Source organism: Streptomyces sp. NPDC051172 (assembly GCF_040682555.1).
In the GTDB taxonomy this organism is placed as follows: domain Bacteria; phylum Actinomycetota; class Actinomycetes; order Streptomycetales; family Streptomycetaceae; genus Streptomyces.
This window is the reverse complement of the sequence record NZ_JBFBBE010000032.1, coordinates 53,464-71,369: the sequence shown is the minus strand read 5'-3', so window position 1 is coordinate 71,369 and position 17,906 is coordinate 53,464. Positions and strand designations below refer to the sequence as shown.

Below are 17,906 nucleotides of genomic sequence, written 5' to 3'. Positions count from 1 at the left end.
TCCATGTGGCGCGAGTTGCTTCCCATCGGGCGGCACGCCGAGTCTCGTGGGTACCGGCGGTTCGCCTGGACCGGGGCCGACGCCGAATGCAGGGCCTGGTTCACGGAGCAGGCCGAGGCGCGCGGGATGGCCTACGAGGTCGACCGGAACGGGAATCAGTGGGCCTGGGTCGGGGATCCGGGGGCCGGGGATGCCGTCGTCACGGGGTCGCATCTTGACTCCGTGCCCGACGGGGGTGCCTTCGACGGGCCCCTGGGCGTCGTGTCCTCCTTTGCCGCGCTCGACGAACTCCGTGGCAGGGGAGTGGAGTTCCGCAAGCCGCTCGCCATCGTCAACTTCGGTGACGAGGAGGGCGCCCGGTTCGGGCTGGCCTGTGTCGGCTCGCGGCTCACCGCCGGGCAGCTCACCGTCGAGAACGCCCACAAGCTGACCGACGGGGGCGGGGTCAGCCTGCCCAAGGCCATGGAGGCCGCCGGGTACGATCCCGACGCCATCGGGGCCGACCCGGAGCGGCTCGGGCGGATCGGGGCCTTCGTCGAGCTGCATGTCGAGCAGGGGCGGGCACTCGACCTGTCCGGCGACCGCGTCGGCATCGCCAGTGCCATCTGGCCGCACGGCCGCTGGCGGTTCGACTTCCGGGGCGAGGCCAACCACGCCGGCACGACCCGTCTCGTCGACCGGCGCGACCCCATGCTGTCGTACGCCGAGACCGTGCTCGCCGCCCGCCGGGAGGCCGAACTCGCCGGTGCCGTCGCCACCTTCGGCAAGATCGCCGTCGAGCCGAACGGTGTCAACGCCATCCCCTCGCTCGTGCGCGGCTGGCTCGACTCCCGCGCCGAGGATCAGCAGCGCCTCGACGCCGTGGTCGGAGGGATCGAGAAGGCCGCCCGCGAGTACGCCGCCGCACACGGCATCGACCTCGACGTCGTCCGTGAGTCCTTCACGCCCGTCGTCGAGTTCGACCACGCCCTGCGCGACGAACTGGCCCGCATCCTCGGCAAGGACACCGACATCACGGTGCCCGTCCTGGGTACCGGTGCCGGACACGACGCCGGAATCCTCTCCGGGAGCATCCCGACCGCCATGCTGTTCGTGCGCAACCCCACGGGTGTCTCGCACTCCCCGGCCGAGTTCGCCGCCGAGGACGACTGCGTGGCCGGGGTGCTCGCACTCGCCGACGTACTGGAAGGGCTGGCCTGCAGGTGACGCACCCCCACACGCGGACGTACTGGCTGGAGCACGCCTGGCTCGACACCCACGTCGAGCCGGGAGTCGCCCTCGACGTCGCCGACGGCCGCATCACCGCCGTCCGCACCGACGTGCCCGCCCCGCCCCCGGGCGCCGAGATCCTGCGCGGACTGACGCTGCCGGGGCTGGCGAACGCCCACTCGCACGCCTTCCACCGCGCCCTGCGCTCCACCGTCCAGGTCGGCTCCGGCACCTTCTGGACCTGGCGCGAGGTCATGTACTCGGTCGCCGACAAGCTGACCCCGGAGACCTACCACGCGCTCGCCCGCGCCGTGTACGCCGAGATGGCGCTGGCGGGCGTCACCTCCGTCGGCGAGTTCCACTACGTCCACCACGCGCGCGGCGGCACCCCCTACGCCGACCCCAACGCCATGGGCGAGGCCCTCATCGCGGCCGCCGCCGACGCCGGAATCCGTATCACCCTCCTGGACACCCTCTATCTCTCCTCCGGCCTCTCGAACCGGCCCGGCGGCGAGCCGCCGGGCACCCACCAGCTGCGCTTCTCCGACGGCAGCGCGGAGGCCTGGGCCGAACGCTGTTCAGTTCTCAAGGAACGCGATCACGCGCGGATCGGTGCGGCCATCCACTCCGTACGGGCCGTGCCCGCCGGCCAGTTGGCGACCGTGGCGCGGTGGGCCGAGGAGCGGCGGGCCCCGCTCCATGTGCACCTGTCGGAGCAGACCGCCGAGAACGAGGCGTGCCTGGAAGTCCACGGGTGCACCCCGACCCAGCTCCTCGCCCTGCACGGGGTGCTCGGCCCGCGCACCACCGGCGTCCACAACACCCATCTCACCGCCGAGGACATCTCCCTCATCGGCGGTTCCGGCACCGGTACCTGCATGTGCCCGACGACCGAGCGGGACCTCGCGGACGGCATCGGACCGGCCGTCGCCCTGCAGAACGAGGGCTCCCCGCTCAGTCTCGGCTCCGACAGCCACGCCGTCATCGACCTGCTCGAAGAGGCCCGCGCGATGGAGCTCAACGAGCGCCTGCGCTCCCGCAGCCGCGGCCACTGGACCGCCGCGGCACTGCTGCGGGCGGCCTCGGCCGACGGTCACGCCGCCCTCGGCTGGGACGAGGCGGGCAGGATCGAGCAGGGCGCCCTCGCCGACTTCACGACGATCGCACTCGACTCGGTCAGGACAGCGGGGCCGCTGCCCAGGCTCGGCGCCGAGACCGCCGTATTCGCGGCGACCGCAGCGGACGTACGGCACACGGTCGTGGGCGGCCGGCACGTCGTACGCGACGGCGCGCACGCGCTCGTACCGGATGTGCCGCAGGCCCTCGCGCAGGCCGTCGAAGCCCTGCGCGGCTGACCACAATCCCCCGTCCGGCCACCCACGAGGACACGACGATGAGCAGCACCGTCATCACCAACATCGCCACGCTGGTCACCAACGACCCCTCCCTCGGTGACGGCTCCCCCCTCGGACTGATCCAGGACGCGGCGCTCGTCATCGACGGCGACCGGGTCGCGTGGACCGGTGAATCAAGCAAAGCACCCGCCACTGACAACCGGTTCGACGCCGGCGGCCGGGCGGTCCTCCCCGGTTTCGTCGACTCGCACTCCCACCTCGTCTTCGCGGGCGACCGGACGCAGGAGTTCAACGCCCGGATGTCCGGGCGGTCGTACAGTGCGGGCGGCATCCGCACCACCGTCGCCGCCACCCGCGCCGCGAGCGACGAGGAGCTGGAGGCCAACCTCACCCGCTACCTCGCCGAAGCCCTCCGTCAGGGCACCACGACCTTCGAGACGAAGTCCGGCTACGGCCTGACCACCGAGGACGAGTCCCGCGCCCTGCGCATCGCCGCCGCCCACACCGACGAGGTCACCTACCTCGGCGCCCACATCGTGTCCCCCGACCACGCCGACGACCCCGCCGGCTATGTCGCCCTGGTCACCGGCGAGATGCTCGACGCGTGTGCGCCGTACGCCCGTTGGATCGACGTCTTCTGCGAGAAGGGCGCCTTCGACGGCGACCAGGCCCGCGCGATCCTCACCGCCGGGAGGGCCAGGGGCCTGCACCCGCGCATCCACGCCAACCAGCTCTCCTACGGACCCGGCGTCCAGCTGGCCGTGGAACTGGACGCGGCCAGCGCCGACCACTGCACCCATCTGACGGACGCGGACGTCGACGCGCTCGCGGGCAGCCGTACGGTCGCCACCCTGCTGCCCGGCGCCGAGTTCTCCACCCGCGCCGAGTGGCCGAACGCCCGCCGTCTCCTCGACGCGGGCGTCACCGTCGCCCTCTCCACCGACTGCAACCCGGGCTCGTCCTTCACCTCCTCCGTCCCGTTCTGCATCGCCCTCGCGGTACGGGACATGGGGATGACCCCGGACGAGGCGGTCTGGTCGGCCACCGCGGGCGGCGCCCGGGCGCTGCGCCGGGACGACATCGGCCGCCTGAGCCCCGGCGCCCGCGCGGACCTCATCACCCTCGACGCCCCGAGCCACGTCCACCTCGCCTACCGGCCGGGCGTGCCGCTGGTCACCGGGGTGTGGCGGCGGGGCGTCCGGGAAGTCTGACCGGGCTTCCGGGTCAGGAGGCCCCCGCCCGCCAGCGCTGCTCGGCACCGCCGTCCAGCGGCCGCAGCGACAGCCCGTCGCCCCCGTACGGCGTCAACGCCGTCTCGATGGCGATCGCGGGCCGGATCACACCGTCGGCGTCCACCATGAACATGAGGTTCTGGCCGTTCCTGCCGTACACCGAGTCGCACGTCCAGATGCCCACGCCCCGGTCCACATCACCTCGGCTGTCCAGGCAGAAGTCCGGGTCGGCCGAGGACTGCACCACCCCGCGCGCGGAGTCGACGCGCCAGCGCTGGGTGTTGGACGAGGAGCAGGGTGCCGTGACGACGTCCGTGCCGTTCTGGAAGTCGCCGTCGCGTACGTCCAGGCACCGGCCGGTGGCGACGTTCACGATCTGCGCGAACGTGCCGTCCGGGGCGTGAGTGGGCGAGGGGGAGGGCTTCGGAGACTTCGACGGCGACTTCGAGGGCCGCTTGGACGGGGCGGAACTCCGCGTCGGCGACGGCGACTTGCTCTTCGTCGACGGTGACGGCGACGGCGAAGGGACGGCGGAGACCGTCGCCGTGACCGTGACCTGCGCCGGGATCGTCGGCGTACCCACCGCGCCCGCCGCCTCCTGGGGCGGCGAGGACGGTGAAGCGGCCTGGGAGAGCAGGAAGATGAGCAGGGGCGCCAGGGCCACCCCGGCGGCGATCGAGGTCAGCAGGAGGCGCCGGGACGGAGGCCACGGCGCGACGTCCGCACGGGCCTTGGGGCGCGGCGCCTCCTCGGGCGTCGTGACATACGCCTTGCCCGCCCACGGCAGCAGGCCCTCGGCCAGCACGGTGCGTGGCGCGTCGCGCAGGGCCGACAGTTCCTCGTAGGCCGCCGTGCAGTGGGCGCAGTGCACCATGTGGGCCCGCAGGTCGGCGCTGGTACGCGGGCTGTGCGGCCGTACCGACTCCTCGATGAGCCGGCCGAAGTTGCCGCAGCGCGGGTCGGCCGAGGCGGCCAGACGGGAGCGCAGACACGCCTGGCCCATGGCCTGGAGGGCGGAGGCGGTCTCGTGGCCCACGTCCTCGCGGGTCAGGCCGAGGAAAGCCGCCGTCCTGTCCTGCGCCTCCTGCTCCACGATGCCGTACCAGACGAGGCCCTGGGCACGGGACGGGAGGGACCGGAAGGCGGTGAGCATGGGCGGTACGGGGACGTCGGAGCCCGCCGCGGTCAAGGCGAGCAGCAGGCCAGGGTCGAGACCGTCGGCTCGCCCCTCGGTCGCCCAGGAGGCGGCCAGGCGCCCGGTCAGGAGCAGGAGGTGAAGACGGAGGGGGACCAGGGGTTCGGTGCCGCGTGCCGTCTGCCGGACCGCCAGGGTGAATGCCTGCGCGGCCAGGTCCCGTGCGGCGGACTCGCTCGCCGTGCACAGCCGGACGTAGTCGAGGACCGACGGCTGATGGCGGGCGCGGAGTTCCTGCAGGGCCGGATAGAGGGTCGGGGCGCTGGTGCGCAGCAGTTCGGTCAGCCGCGCGTCGGACGCGCCCGCATGCACCTCATTCGGGGGTACACCCCCAGACTCCCGGCCGCCCCCGGTCTCGACTCCGTCGTCGGTCCCGTCGGCCCGAGCCATCCGCCCGCCTCCTTGCGCGCTTGCAGCCCGCCGGGATCCTGACCTACCGGCGGGTATGGGGGCCCATAGTGATGGATCGAAACCTCTGGGGAAAGAGTTTCTGTGGGTAACTCAGGGAACGCCTGAGCGCGGCCCACCCGGCAACCGGACGGACCGCGCTCAGCAGGACGAGGCAGGGGAGAGCGTCACTCCTCGAGTGTGAGCCCCTTGCGCAGGCGCGTCAGCGTCCGCGACAGCAGCCGCGACACATGCATCTGCGAGATGCCGAGTTCGTCGCCTATCTCGGACTGGGTCAGACCCGCGACGAAGCGCAGGGAGAGGATCTGCCGGTCCCGGGGCGGGAGTTCGGCGATCAGCGGCTTCAACGACTCGACGTACTCGATGCCTTCGAGTCCGTGGTCCTCGTAGCCGATCCGGTCCGCGAGCGCGCCCTCGGCGTCGTCCTCCTCGGGCTGGGCGTCCAGCGAGGAGGCGGTGTACGCGTTCGACGCCGCCATGCCCTCGACGACCTCTTCCTTCGTCAGCTCGAGGCGCTCGGCGAGTTCCGCCACCGTCGGCGCCCGGTCGAGCTTCTGGGCCAGCTCGTCACCGGCCTTGGCCAGGTCGAGCCGCAGCTCCTGCAGCCTGCGCGGTACGCGCACCGACCACGAGGTGTCGCGGAAGAAGCGCTTGATCTCGCCGACGATGGTCGGCATGGCGAACGTGGGGAACTCGACACCCCGCGCCAGTTCGAACCGGTCGATCGCCTTGATCAGGCCGATCGTGCCGACCTGGATGATGTCCTCCATCGGCTCGCTCCGTGAGCGGAAGCGGGAGGCGGCGAACTTGACCAGCGCGAGGTTGAGCTCGACGAGGGTGTTACGGACGTACGAGTATTCGTACGTGCCTTCCTCGAGGGACTCAAGGCGCTCGAAGAGGGTCTTGGAGAGCGCGCGTGCGTCTACCGGTCCCACTTCGTCGTACGGGGGGATCTCCGGAAGGCCTGCCAGCCCGGCAAGCGTGTCTGGGTCGTTGCTCTCGATGCTCTCGATGGGATCCAGATGTTCCGGAGGGGATGCCGACGTCGCCTCCTGGGTATGCGATGCGTCGAGCCGGGGTGACATGATGTCCTCCATCGTTCTCGGCATATGGCTGCCGAAGCCAGTGCGTGCACTGCGGTGTGCGGCGCCTCCAAAGCCGGCCGTGGTCGGTTACGTATCTCTACTAGCCCTACCCGCTTTCCCACGTCCGCCGCAAGTGCATTCTGTGGACATATGTCCGTTTGCGTGCGGTTGTTCGGGTGTCGGAGAGTGTGAGGAAGGCGTAGTGTTCGAGGGCGTGAGTCAGCAGTCACGACGTCGGGAGAAAGACGGCATGGACCGCGGGACGGTCGGCAGCGCACAGTCTGGCCGGCTACTGGTGGAGGTCAGGGAAGAGGGCTCCAGCGCCGTAGTGACCCCGGTGGGTGAGTTGGATCACCACACCGCCGATCTGTTGCGTGAGCCACTCGAGGAATGCCTCGCCAAGGGATTCACCCGGCTGGTGGTGGACTGCACACGGCTGGAGTTCTGCGACTCCACCGGGCTCAATGTGCTGCTCGGCGCACGCCTGAAGGCGGAGGCCGCAGGGGGTGGAGTGCATCTCGCGGGGATGCAGCCCGTGGTGGCGCGCGTCTTCGAGATCACCGGGGCGGAAGCGGTCTTCACCGTCCATGACACGCTCGAGGCGGCCCTGGCCGAGGAATCCGGCTGAGCCGGCCGCCGCGCCCGATGTCCTGCCCCACTCACCCCTGTGTGACCGGCACTTTCCGGGCGTCGCGCCCTCCGGGCCGAATAGGGGGGTGTTCTGCCGGTTCGGTCGGGCAGGAGACATCCTGTCGGCAGGGACATCCTGAACATGTCGGCAGCAACGCGTCGACGGCACAGCGGCGGATCCACCGTCGAGGTACGTACTGACTCTTGAATCGTGAACTGGTGAATCGGTGAATCGGTGAGGTGAAGCGCTGATGAGCACCACCCGGCCTTACTCGCCGGGCGACCGCGGCCCGGAGCCGACCGGCGCTTCCGGGGCGTCCGAGGGCGACGGGGCCCCGTCGTCGGCTGCGCCCGCGTCGTCCATGGGCGGCGGTCAGGCCCGCAGCCTGAACTTCGACGGTGAGAGCGGCGTCGTGCCGCTCGCCCGCGACTTCACCCGCCAGGCCCTGTACGCGTGGGGCTGGCTGCCCGCCGCCACGGCCGACCAGCGGGCCGCCGCCGAGGACGTGCTGCTCGTCGTCTCCGAGCTGGTCACCAACGCCTGTCTGCACGCCGAGGGCCCGGACCGGCTGTGGATCGCCTGCGACAACAAGGTCATCCGCATCGAGGTCTCGGACAAGGGCTCCGGCCAGCCGGCACCCCGCACCCCGCACCGCGCGGGCCGCCCCGGCGGGCACGGCATGTTCATCGTGCAGCGGCTCTGTCTGGACTGGGGCGTCGTACGGACACCGGGAGTGACCGGCAAGACCGTGTGGGCGGAGCTGGGCGCCCCGGCGTAATTCGCTTGGCGGGCCCGGCCCCGCTGCCTACCCTCGTCTGCAACGCGCTGACGGAGACAAGTAGCCGGGTCCATGCGGACCAGGGCGAATCCACTCCCGAGTGCGGGGAGGAAATGCCCCGCCGGCCGGCCCCCGTCACAGGGCCAGAACGAGACCGCCGTACGGCCGTGAGCTTTCGTCACGTACGGCGGTGAAGGCGTGGTGGCACCGCGAGCACCCTCTCGCCCACGCCCCGAGGGGCCATCCCCGGGGCGGCGCGTGCCGCTCCGGCAGAACCGGACGGAGCGTGCACGATGCTCGACGTCACCCGCATCCGACAGCACCCCGAGACCGTCCGCGACGCCCTGCGCAAGCGCGCCGTGGACGCCGACATCCCGGCCTTCCTAGCCCTGGACGCCGCCTTCCGCGAGACCCGGACGGCCGTGGAGCGGCTGCGCGGCGAGCGCCGGCGCATCTCGGCGGACATCGCCGTCCGACGGCGGGCCGGAGAGGCCGCCGAGGAACTCCAGGCCGCTGCCGGGGCCCTGGCCGACCGGCTGACGGAGGCCGAGGCCGGGCTCGACCGGCTCGCACGGCGGCACCAGGACTTCCTCGACGCCCTGCCCAACCTCCCGGACGACGACGTCGTCGCGGGCGGCAAGGAGAACAACCAGGTCGTACGGGCCGTGGGCGCCCCGCCGGCGTTCGGCTTCGCGCCCAAGGACCATGTGCAGCTCGCCGAGGACCTCCGCCTCGTCGACCACCGGCGGGGCGCGGCACTCGCGGGCAGCGGCTACTGGATCTACCGGGGCCAGGGCGCCGCCCTGGAGTGGGCGCTGCTCAACCACTTCCTCGACACCCACCGCCGGGCGGGCTACGAGTTCGTGCTGCCGCCGCACCTGCTCACCCATGAAGCGGGCTATACGGCCGGACAGTTCCCGAAGTTCGCCGACGAGGTCTTCCGCGTGGACGAGCACTTCCTCCTCCCCACCGCCGAGACCGCCCTGGCCAACCTGCACCGCGGCGAGACCCTCGACGAGCGGGAGCTGCCGCTCAAGTACGTCGCCTACACGCCCTGTTACCGCAAGGAGAGCGGCGCCCACCGCACCGCGGACCGGGGCACCCTGCGCGGCCACCAGTTCAACAAGGTCGAGCTGTTCCAGTACACGCGCCCCAGCGACTCGGGCGCCGCCCAGCTCGAACTGCTCGCCCGCGCCGAGGAGTTGGTCGCCGGACTCGGCCTGCACTACCGCATCACCAAACTCGCGGCCGGGGACACCAGCCCCGCCCAGGCCAAGACGTACGACGTGGAGGTCTGGCTGCCGAGCCTGGGCGCGTACGCCGAGGTCAGCTCGGTGTCGAACGCCCGCGACTACCAGGCGCGGCGCGGGGCCATGCGGTACCGCCCGGCCGACGGCGGCAAGCCGGCCTACCTGCACACCCTCAACGCCTCGGGTCTCGCCACCAGCCGCCTGCTGCCCGCGCTCCTCGAACAGCACCAGCGGGCGGACGGCACGGTGGCGGTGCCGGAGGTGTTGCGGCGGTGGGGAGCGCCGGACGTCCTGCGGGCGCACTAGCTCAGGGTTACCCAGGGTCACCCCCTCCACTCGAACCCCTTCGTGTGCGCGCCGGATCCCCACAACTCCGGCGCGCACCTTCTCTTCCCTCCTCAGGGCGCCGGGCGTACCTTGACGGCCGAATCTGATGTGCCGTCAGGAATTGGCGGAGGAACCCGAGGATCTCGAAGAGGGAGCGGAACCGTGTCGTACCGGAATCGAACCGCCGCGCTCGCGTCCGCCGCGGCCCTGGCCGGCTCGGCGGTGCTGCTCGCCGCCCCCGCAGCCGAGGCCACGGTCGTCGACGTCAACTACCAGTGCAGGACGCCGATCGGCAACAAGAGTGCCGTCTCGCCCATCGACATCAAGAGCGTCAAGAGCGGCAGCGCCTACAAGCTCACCATGTCGTGGCAGAAGGGCGTCTCCTCCAGCCCCGTCGAACTGGGCAAGGGCGCGATGAACCCGAGCGCCACCATCGTGCTGGGCGGCGCCGACAGCGGCACGGTGTCCGTCTCCGGGCCCGCCAACCAGGCAGCGATCCCCGCCAACACCCCCATCAAGATCAACGACTTGACGGGCACGTACACGCCGAAGAAGACCGGGAAGGTCACCTTCACGCCGGGCATTCTGACGATCAAGGCGCTCGGTACGACGACCACGTGCACGCCGTCGAACAATCCGGGGCCGGCGCTCAGCCTTGATGTGACGGCTACGGGGGGCTCCGCCGGGGGTGGTCAGGGCGGGGCGGATTCCGGCGGCTCTTTGCCGCAGACCGGGCCCGCTGACTCGGCGGTCGCGCTGGGGACGCTTGGCGGCACGGTTCTCCTTGCCGGAGTGGCGGGCGCATTGTGGCTTACCCGGCGGAACCAGGTGCCGCGTTAGGGCTGCCGCGATGGCTGTTGGCTGCGGCTTCGTCGTGGCTGGTCGCTCCCCCACTCTCGGCTGCGCTCGAGCGGGGCGACCCCCATCGCGGCGGAGCCGCAAATCGATACAGCCCCGCGCCCCTGAAGGGGCGCTGCCGCACCGCGCGGACTTCACTGACCCTCCGACACCTCTGCCGCACGACCACTGGAGCCGCCGGATGCCAACTGCCGCTCGCGTCCTGCTCGTGTCCCTGCTGCTCGTCATGACCGCCGCTCCGGCGGCCTCGGCCGCCGACGGGTGGTCGCTCGTGCCCTCCGGCGGCGGACGCCCGTCCTTCTACGCCGAGGGCGCGCCCGGGGCCGTCCTGCAGGACACGGTGTCCGTGGTCAACCGGAGTGGGCAGGTGGTCACGGTGCGGCTGAGCGGTACCGGCGTCCCGGTCGCTTTCGCTGCCGATCGGGTGCGGGTGCCCGCCCGTACGCGAGCCGACGTGCCGTTCGCGGTGCGTGCGCGTGGTGATCGCAGTGGTGAGATCGTTGCCCGTGATCAGGACGGCCGCCGGGCTGTGGTTCCGGTCCGGCTGCGGGCGGGTGGGCCGGTGCTGTCCGCGCTGACCGTGGAGCATGTGGCCGTGCGGGGTGGTCGCATCACGTATGACCTGGTCAATCGCGGTACCACGGTGCTCGTGCCGAGCCTCGCCGTGCACGCCGACGGCGTCTTCGGACCGGTGCTCGACCGGGCCCCGCGGGCGCTGCCGGTCCACCTGCGGCCCGGGCAGCGCCTTCGTCTCGCCGAGCCCTGGTCCGACCGCCCCGCCCTGGACTCGGTCGACGTCCGGCTGACCGTGACGGCGGCGGGCGGCGCGCACGACTCGGCCGGCGTGTCGGTGCGGTTCGTGCCGTGGGGAGCGGTGACGGGGGTCGCGGGTGCGGTGGTGGCCGGGGGCGCGCTGCTTCTCGTACGAGGTCTACGAGGTCTACGAGGTCCACGACGTCGTGGGCGCCGCACGGGCGACGGGGAGTCGCTCGAATCCCCGCGTACGGAAGCCGAGTTGACGGGAGCGGTGACGTGAACGGCAAGCTGCGGATCACGGCCTTGCTCGCGGTGCTCGCGGTGCTCGCGGTGCTCGCGGTGCTCGCGCTGCTCCTGCTGCCCCTGGCGGGCACGGCTGCGGCGGACGGGCCGACGGTCGGGCTCTCCAAGTCCCAGGCCGGCACCGGAGGTTCGATCACCGTCGGCGGCAGCGGCTGGCGTCCGCACGCCCTGCTGATGATGCTGATCTGCGGACAGGCGACGCCGTCCCGGGGTGTGATCGGCGGCACCAACTCCTGTGCCAACTCGGACGGAAGGGCCGTCACCACCGACGCCAAGGGCTCCTTCAGCAAGGGGCTGCCGGTCGCCGAGCCGCCGGTGCCGTGCCCGTGCGTGGTGCACGTGGCGACGGTCGAGGGCACGAAGGCGCAGGCGGACGCGGTCTTCCAGGTGGCCGGGCACGCCGTCGAACCGTTGCCCGCCGAGCCGTCCGGCGGGCAACTGTCGGTCCTCACGGACACCCGGCTCGACGGGTCGAGCGGCCTGCTCACCTGGTTCGGCGCGCCGCCCGCACGCACCCTCGTCTTCACCGTCGGCAACGCCGGCACCAGCGCGATCAAGAACCCTGTCTTCCAACTCGGCACCTCCCACGGCGTGTTCGCCCCGCAGTGGGAGGACCAGGAGTGGCGCGGCACCCTGGCACCCGGCAAGAAGGCGCAGATCAAACTCCCCGTCGAACTGACGGCGGGAGCGCACGGCGACTACACCGTCTCCCTCAGGTACGGCGGCAAGGTCCTCGCCGAGCAGCCCTGGGGCGTGGGCCGCCCGTGGGGCGTGACCCTGTTCTGGCTGCTGGTCTGCGTGGTCGTGCCGGCCGCGCTGTTCCGCGCCGGGATGGCGATCGTGGACCGGGTACGGCCGCGCCGCGCCGGCGGCCTCCGGCACCGGGGACTCCACCTGCCCGAACTGGCCCTGCGCATGCCGAAGTTCGGTCCCAAGGCGGCTCAGGAGCCTCCCTCGAATCCGACCCTGCCGTGGTTCACCCCGGACTCCGATCCGGGCACGGCCGGCCGGCTCTCCGCACCGCACCACGACGACAGTCCGACGAGTCCTACGACTCCCACCAGGAAGGGACCCCCGTGAGAAAGCGCAGGAGAGTCACACCGGTCGGCAGCGGGAGAGCGGGTGCGGCGGGCGCCGCCCTGGTACTGGGCTCGGCAGGCATCCTGCTGGGCCTGGCCGCCGGGCCCGCGCAGGCCGCGGAGGTCTCGTTCGCGACGCACTGCGTGCCGCCCGCGGGCATCACCCCTGTCGACGGCACCACGAAGGTCGAGATCACCGCGCCGGCCACGGCAAAGGTGGGCGACACGGTGGACGTCGTATGGAAGTTCGTCCAGGCCGCCTCCAAGAACCCGGACATCATCGACCTGCCCGCCAACTCGGTCCAGCCGTCCGGGGTGTTGAAGGCGGCCGGCGCACAGACCGCCGACATCGCGATGCAGGGGACGCGCACGAACCCGGCCATCCCCAAGGGCGGCGCCATGGTGCTGTCCGACATGAAGGGCAGCCTGAAGCTGACGGCACCGGGCGCGGTGACGCTGACGCCGGACGCGTACACCGTCAACGCCATGTCGACGGACACCAAGTGCACGCCCAAGGAGACCGTGCAGAAGGCGGCGACGATCCAGGTCTCGCCGGGCGACGGAAGCTCGTCGAGCACGACACCGGAGCCGACCGACTCGGCCTCCCGGTCCGCCTCGCCGTCCGCGTCGGCCTCCGCTTCCGCCAGTGACGGCACCGGCAGCGACCGGACCGACTTCACCGGCAAGCAGGTCGACATCCCGTACACCTGCCAGTCGCCCATCGGTGAGAAGAAGGCGACCTCGCCCATCCAGATCGACGCCAGGAAGAACGGCGGCAGCTTCGACCTCACCGTGCAGTTCAAGAAGTCCGTGATGGACAGCCCGGCCGACATCCCCAAGGGCTCGGTCAAGCCGTCGATGGAGGTGGTCCTGGGCGGCGCCGACAAGGGCACGGTGCACGTCGAGGGCCCGACGAACTCCAAGGACATCAAGACGGGCGAACCCATCGAGATCCCCGACCTGACGGGCACCTACAAGCCGGGCGCGGACGGCAGGTCGACGCTCTCTCCGGGCGTCCTCACGATCAACGCCCTGGGCACGACGACCACCTGCAGGCCCGACAGGACCGAGGTCTCCCTGACCCTGGACACGACACAGCAGGCGAGCGGCGCGTCGGGCGGGTCGTCGACTTCCGGCGGCAGCGGCAGCGGCAGCAGCAGCGGTACGGGCGGCCTCGCCGAGACGGGTTCCAGCGACCACGGCGCCCTGAAGGCTCTGGGCCTGGTGGCGGGGACGGCGGTGTTGCTGGGCGCGGCAGTCTTCACGTTCCTGCCGGGCCGCCGGGTCCGGTAGCGGCTTCGAGGGGCGCGGGGCACGACGACACAGAGGGCCGCTGCACCGATGGGTGCAGCGGCCCTCTCGGTCAGGACCACGTCAGTGGACGTCGCCCATCAGCTTGTTGACCTTGTTGCGGAACATCCACACCGCGACACCCGCGATCACGGCGAGCACCGCCTCCAGGGCGACGAAGCCCGTCTTGTCGAGGTTGACCCCGCCGACGGCCGGGTTCGACAACAGGGCCGTGATCGAGTCGCCCGCGGTGACCGCGAGGAACCAGACGCCCATCATCTGGGAGGCGTACTTCTTCGGCGCCATCTTCGTCGTCACGGAAAGCCCCACCGGGGACAGCGTCAGCTCGCCGACGGTCTGCACGAAGTAGATCGCGACCAGCCACATCGCCGCGGCCTTGTGGCCGCCCTCGGCGATCGACAGCGGGGCGAGGAAGAGGAAGAAGGACGCACCGATCAGCACCAGGCCGGAGGAGAACTTCACGATCGTGCTCGGCTCCTTGCCGCGCCGGTTCAGCCAGAGCCACAGCCAGGCGAAGACCGGTGCCAGTGCCATGATCATGACCGGGTTGACCGACTGGTACCAGGAGACCGGGAACGTCCAGCCCGCGATCGAGTTCTTGGCCGAGCCGTCCGCGAAGAGCGACAGAGTCGAACCGCCCTGGTCGTAGATCATCCAGAAGGCAGCGGCGGCGACGAAGAACCAGACGTACGCCGACACCTTCGACTTCTCGCCCGCGTCCAGGTCCTTGTCCCGGCGGATGCGGGCGATGACCAGGATCGGCACGAGCAGACCGATGAGGGTGAGCGGGATCAGCGCCCAGTTCAGGGTGAAGTGGCCGGTGCCGCCGACGACGCCGTAGAAGACCGCGGCAATGGCGAGCCAGATGAGGCCCTTGCGCAGGGTGGCGGACTTCTCCGCGGGGGACAGCGGGGTCGGGACCTCGCTGCTCTTCGGGTTCAGGTGGCGGCTGCCCAGCAGGTACTGGGCGAGACCCAGCGCCATGCCGAGCGCGGCGAGGGCGAAGCCCAGGTGCCAGTTGACGTTCTCACCGACGGTGCCGATGACCAGCGGCGCGGCGAAGGCGCCCAGGTTGATGCCGATGTAGAAGAGGGTGAAGCCGCCGTCCCGGCGCGGGTCCTCCGGCCCCTTGTAGAGGTGGCCGACCATCGTCGAGATGTTGGCCTTGAGCAGGCCCGAACCGATGGCGACGAGACCCAGGCCGACGAAGAAGCTCGCGGCCGCGGGCAGTGCGAGGCACAGGTGGCCGAGCATGATGATCAGACCCGCGACGGCGACCGTCTTGCGGGGGCCGAGGAAGCGGTCCGCGACCCAGCCGCCGGGCAGGGCGAGCAGGTACACGAGCGACACGTACACCGAGTAGATCGCAGTCGCCGTGCCCGCGTTCAGGTGCAGGCCACCCGGGGCCACGAGGTAGAGCGGGAGCAGGGCCCTCATGCCGTAGTAGGAGAACCGCTCCCACATCTCGGTCATGAAGAGGGTGGCCAGACCGCGAGGGTGGCCGAAGAAGGTCTTCTCGGAGCCGGGGTTGTCCGGGCGGACCGAGTCCTTCGTCAGGCTGGACGCCATGGTCGTTCCTTGCTGTGCTGGTGGGGGTTTACCGCACACAAAAGAGACCTTCGGCGTCAAGTGGTAGCCAAAGGTCCCCGCAGTGCTACAGGCGTTGTTTCACCATACGGCAGGACAGTGCCGGATATGGAAGGACTTGAGACACGTATCACAGGTGAAGGTGGAACCATACACACCTTTTCCAAGGTCTCTTCGATGATCGCGCCACACAGACACAGGTTCGCTTCGGTGTGTCCAAAGGTAAGAATCACGGGTGCCGATCACACCACAGCACCTGTCAAGAGCGGACTACCATCACCTCATGACCCGTGTACTGCTCGCCGAGGACGACGCGTCCATCTCGGAGCCGCTGGCCCGCGCCCTGCGCCGGGAAGGTTACGAGGTCGAGGTGCGCGAGGACGGACCCACCGCGCTCGACGCCGGAAACGCCGGCGGCATCGACCTGGTCGTGCTGGACCTCGGTCTGCCCGGCATGGACGGCCTCGAGGTCGCCCGCCGGCTGCGCGCCGAGGGCCACACCGTGCCGATCCTCATCCTGACCGCGCGTGCCGACGAGGTGGACACCGTCGTCGGCCTCGACGCGGGCGCCGACGACTACGTCACCAAGCCGTTCCGCCTCGCCGAACTGCTCGCCCGTGTCCGGGCCCTGCTGCGGCGCGGTGCGGCCGAGCCGGCGCAGCCGCCCGCCACGCACGGCGTGCGGATCGACGTCGAGTCGCACCGGGCGTGGATGGGGGACGAGGAACTCCAGCTCACCGCCAAGGAGTTCGACCTGCTGCGGGTGCTGGTGCGGGACGCGGGCCGGGTCGTCACCCGGGACCAGCTGATGCGCGAGGTGTGGGACACCACCTGGTGGTCGTCCACGAAGACCCTCGACATGCACATCTCCTGGCTGCGCAAGAAGTTGGGCGACGACGCGGCGAACCCCCGGTACATCGCCACCGTGCGCGGTGTGGGTTTCCGGTTCGAGAAGAGCTAGTCCGAGAAGAACCCGCCGGAGTCGGCAGGAGCCGGTCGGAGTCGGCGAGGAGCCGGTCGGAGTCGGCAGGGCGCCCGAGGCACACTGGTCGTCGTAAAGCCACTGCCCGGAGGGCCTCGTGCGTCGTCGTCTCATTCAGTCCACGCTTGCCGTCGTGCTCGTGGTCATCGCCGTCTTCGGTGTGTCTCTCGTCATCGTCGAGACGCGGACCATCAGCAACAGCGCCCAGGAGCGGGTGAGCTCCGAGGCGCAGCGGCTGGCCAGCATCGTGGACAGCCGGCTCATCGGGGCGGGGCCCGTCAGCGCGGAGGTGCTGAAGGGGCAGGTCACGGGCGAGCGGTACGCCGTGATCCAGATCCCGGGGCAGTCGGACATCGCGCTCGGCAGCAAGCCGGCGGGTGACGTCATCCGCGGCCGGGCCACCGGCGAGGAGGGCGAGCGGGTCGTCGTCGAGGAGCCGCGTTCGACCGTGAGCCGGGAGGTCGGCCGCACACTGCTGATCATCGGGCTGGTCGCGCTGCTCGCCGTGGTGGCCGCCGTACTGCTGGCGATCCGGCAGGCCAACCGGCTCGCCTCCCCGCTCACCGACCTCGCGGAGACCGCCGAGCGGCTCGGCTCCGGCGATCCGCGGCCCCGCCACAAGCGGTACGGCGTTCCCGAGCTGGACCGGGTGGCGGACGTCCTGGACTCCTCCGCCGAACGCATCGGCCGCATGCTCACCGCCGAGCGGCGACTGGCCGCCGACGCATCCCACCAGCTGCGGACACCGCTGACCGCGCTGTCGATGCGGCTCGAGGAGATCACCCTCACCGACGACCCGGACACGGTGAAGGAGGAGGCCAATGTCGCCCTCACCCAGGTCGAGCGGCTGACGGACGTGGTGGAGCGGCTGCTGACCAACTCCCGCGACCCCCGTACCGGCAACGCCGTCTCCTTCGACCTCGACGAGGTCATCCAGCAGCAGCTCGCCGAATGGCGGCCCGCCTACCGCCAGGCCGGGCGGGCCATCGTCAGCTCCGGAAAACGGCATCTGCAGGCGGTCGGCACACCGGGCGCGGTCGCCCAGGTGCTGGCGGCGCTGATCGAGAACTCGCTGATGCACGGCGGGGGCACGGTGGCGCTGCGGACCCGCGTGACCGGCAACCAGGCGGTCGTGGAGGTCACCGACGAGGGACCGGGCGTGCCCGCCGACCTCGGTGCGCGGATCTTCGAACGCACGATCAGCGGACGGAACTCGACGGGCATCGGGCTGGCTGTGGCACGGGACCTGGCGGAGGCGGACGGCGGCCGCCTGGAGATGCTGCAGACCCAGCCGCCGGTGTTCGGCCTGTTCCTGTCGCGCACACCGCTGAAGCGGCCGCCGACGGAGGACGAGGAGCCGATGGTCCGGTGAGACCGGAAACCCCCGGGGGCGGGGGTTCGGTTCACGCGGGACGGTTGGTTCGGGGAGGGGGCGGCGCAGCTCGTGGGGCGCTCAACTGACGCGGGCCGTGGCCGTCTTGGGGCTTCCGGGGACGGTTCGGCGCCACACCGCTGAAGCGGCCGCCGGCGGAGGACGAGGAGCCGATGGTCCGGTGAGAC

At 71.2% G+C, this 17,906-nt stretch carries 15 protein-coding genes; 12 read left to right on the top strand and 3 right to left on the bottom strand.

Annotation, left to right across the window (positions count from 1 at the left end; genetic code table 11):
- The first annotated feature begins 3 nt into the window (after positions 1–3).
- The 3 genes from AB0N07_RS20975 to hutI are packed head-to-tail and all read left to right on the top strand — an operon-like array spanning position 4 to position 3,775.
- Positions 4–1,206 (top strand): allantoate amidohydrolase, encoded by a 1,203-nt coding sequence (locus AB0N07_RS20975; protein ID WP_365837103.1) that lies wholly within the window; start codon positions 4–6, stop codon positions 1,204–1,206.
- Positions 1,203–2,564: a formimidoylglutamate deiminase gene (locus AB0N07_RS20970; RefSeq protein ID WP_365837101.1), complete on the top strand. Its 1,362-nt coding sequence runs from the start codon at positions 1,203–1,205 to the stop codon at positions 2,562–2,564. The genes AB0N07_RS20975 and AB0N07_RS20970 overlap by 4 nt, the downstream gene beginning before the upstream one ends.
- A 38-nt stretch (positions 2,565–2,602) precedes the next feature.
- On the top strand, positions 2,603–3,775 hold the full coding sequence (hutI, locus tag AB0N07_RS20965; protein WP_365837099.1) for an imidazolonepropionase: 1,173 nt from the start codon (positions 2,603–2,605) through the stop codon (positions 3,773–3,775).
- Positions 3,776–3,788: 13 nt separating this feature from the next.
- Here the strand turns inward: hutI and AB0N07_RS20960 are convergent, their stop codons facing one another.
- Complete coding sequence (locus tag AB0N07_RS20960; RefSeq protein WP_365837097.1) at positions 3,789–5,381, bottom strand: RICIN domain-containing protein; 1,593 nt, start codon at positions 5,379–5,381, stop codon at positions 3,789–3,791.
- A gap of 185 nt (positions 5,382–5,566) precedes the next feature.
- Positions 5,567–6,496 (bottom strand): RNA polymerase sigma factor SigF, encoded by a 930-nt coding sequence (locus AB0N07_RS20955; protein WP_365837095.1) that lies wholly within the window; start codon positions 6,494–6,496, stop codon positions 5,567–5,569.
- Positions 6,497–6,734: 238 nt separating this feature from the next.
- Here AB0N07_RS20955 and AB0N07_RS20950 point away from each other — a divergent pair, with 238 nt between their 5' ends.
- The 7 genes from AB0N07_RS20950 (at position 6,735) to AB0N07_RS20920 (ending at position 13,759) form a co-directional block, all read left to right on the top strand.
- On the top strand, positions 6,735–7,112 hold the full coding sequence (locus tag AB0N07_RS20950; RefSeq protein ID WP_365837145.1) for an STAS domain-containing protein: 378 nt from the start codon (positions 6,735–6,737) through the stop codon (positions 7,110–7,112).
- A gap of 253 nt (positions 7,113–7,365) precedes the next feature.
- Complete coding sequence (locus AB0N07_RS20945) at positions 7,366–7,893, top strand: ATP-binding protein (RefSeq protein ID WP_365837093.1); 528 nt, start codon at positions 7,366–7,368, stop codon at positions 7,891–7,893.
- Between the two features lie 293 nt (positions 7,894–8,186).
- A complete protein-coding gene (serS, locus tag AB0N07_RS20940) occupies positions 8,187–9,449 on the top strand; it encodes a serine--tRNA ligase (protein WP_365837091.1) in 1,263 nt (420 codons plus the stop codon).
- A 183-nt stretch (positions 9,450–9,632) separates the two neighbouring features.
- Entirely contained in the window at positions 9,633–10,310 is a 678-nt protein-coding gene (locus tag AB0N07_RS20935) for an LPXTG cell wall anchor domain-containing protein (protein WP_365837089.1), read from the top strand.
- Between the two features lie 199 nt (positions 10,311–10,509).
- Positions 10,510–11,364 (top strand): hypothetical protein, encoded by an 855-nt coding sequence (locus tag AB0N07_RS20930; RefSeq protein ID WP_365837087.1) that lies wholly within the window; start codon positions 10,510–10,512, stop codon positions 11,362–11,364.
- A complete protein-coding gene (locus AB0N07_RS20925; protein ID WP_365837085.1) occupies positions 11,361–12,467 on the top strand; it encodes a hypothetical protein in 1,107 nt (368 codons plus the stop codon). Before AB0N07_RS20930 ends, AB0N07_RS20925 begins: the two co-directional genes overlap by 4 nt.
- The gene (locus tag AB0N07_RS20920; protein ID WP_365837083.1) at positions 12,464–13,759 is read left to right on the top strand and encodes a hypothetical protein; all 1,296 of its coding nucleotides are present in this window, start codon (positions 12,464–12,466) and stop codon (positions 13,757–13,759) included. Before AB0N07_RS20925 ends, AB0N07_RS20920 begins: the two co-directional genes overlap by 4 nt.
- Before the next feature lie 81 nt (positions 13,760–13,840).
- Here AB0N07_RS20920 and AB0N07_RS20915 read toward each other — a convergent pair whose 3' ends face one another.
- Positions 13,841–15,346, bottom strand: coding sequence for an oligopeptide:H+ symporter (locus AB0N07_RS20915; RefSeq protein WP_365837081.1), 1,506 nt, complete (start codon positions 15,344–15,346; stop codon positions 13,841–13,843).
- A 301-nt stretch (positions 15,347–15,647) separates the two neighbouring features.
- Between AB0N07_RS20915 and AB0N07_RS20910 the strand changes: the two genes are divergently transcribed.
- Together AB0N07_RS20910 and AB0N07_RS20905 are read left to right on the top strand one after the other, a co-directional pair.
- The gene (locus AB0N07_RS20910) at positions 15,648–16,325 is read left to right on the top strand and encodes a response regulator transcription factor (RefSeq protein WP_030941720.1); all 678 of its coding nucleotides are present in this window, start codon (positions 15,648–15,650) and stop codon (positions 16,323–16,325) included.
- Between the two features lie 118 nt (positions 16,326–16,443).
- Positions 16,444–17,718 (top strand): ATP-binding protein, encoded by a 1,275-nt coding sequence (locus AB0N07_RS20905; RefSeq protein WP_365837078.1) that lies wholly within the window; start codon positions 16,444–16,446, stop codon positions 17,716–17,718.
- Positions 17,719–17,906 lie beyond the last annotated feature (188 nt).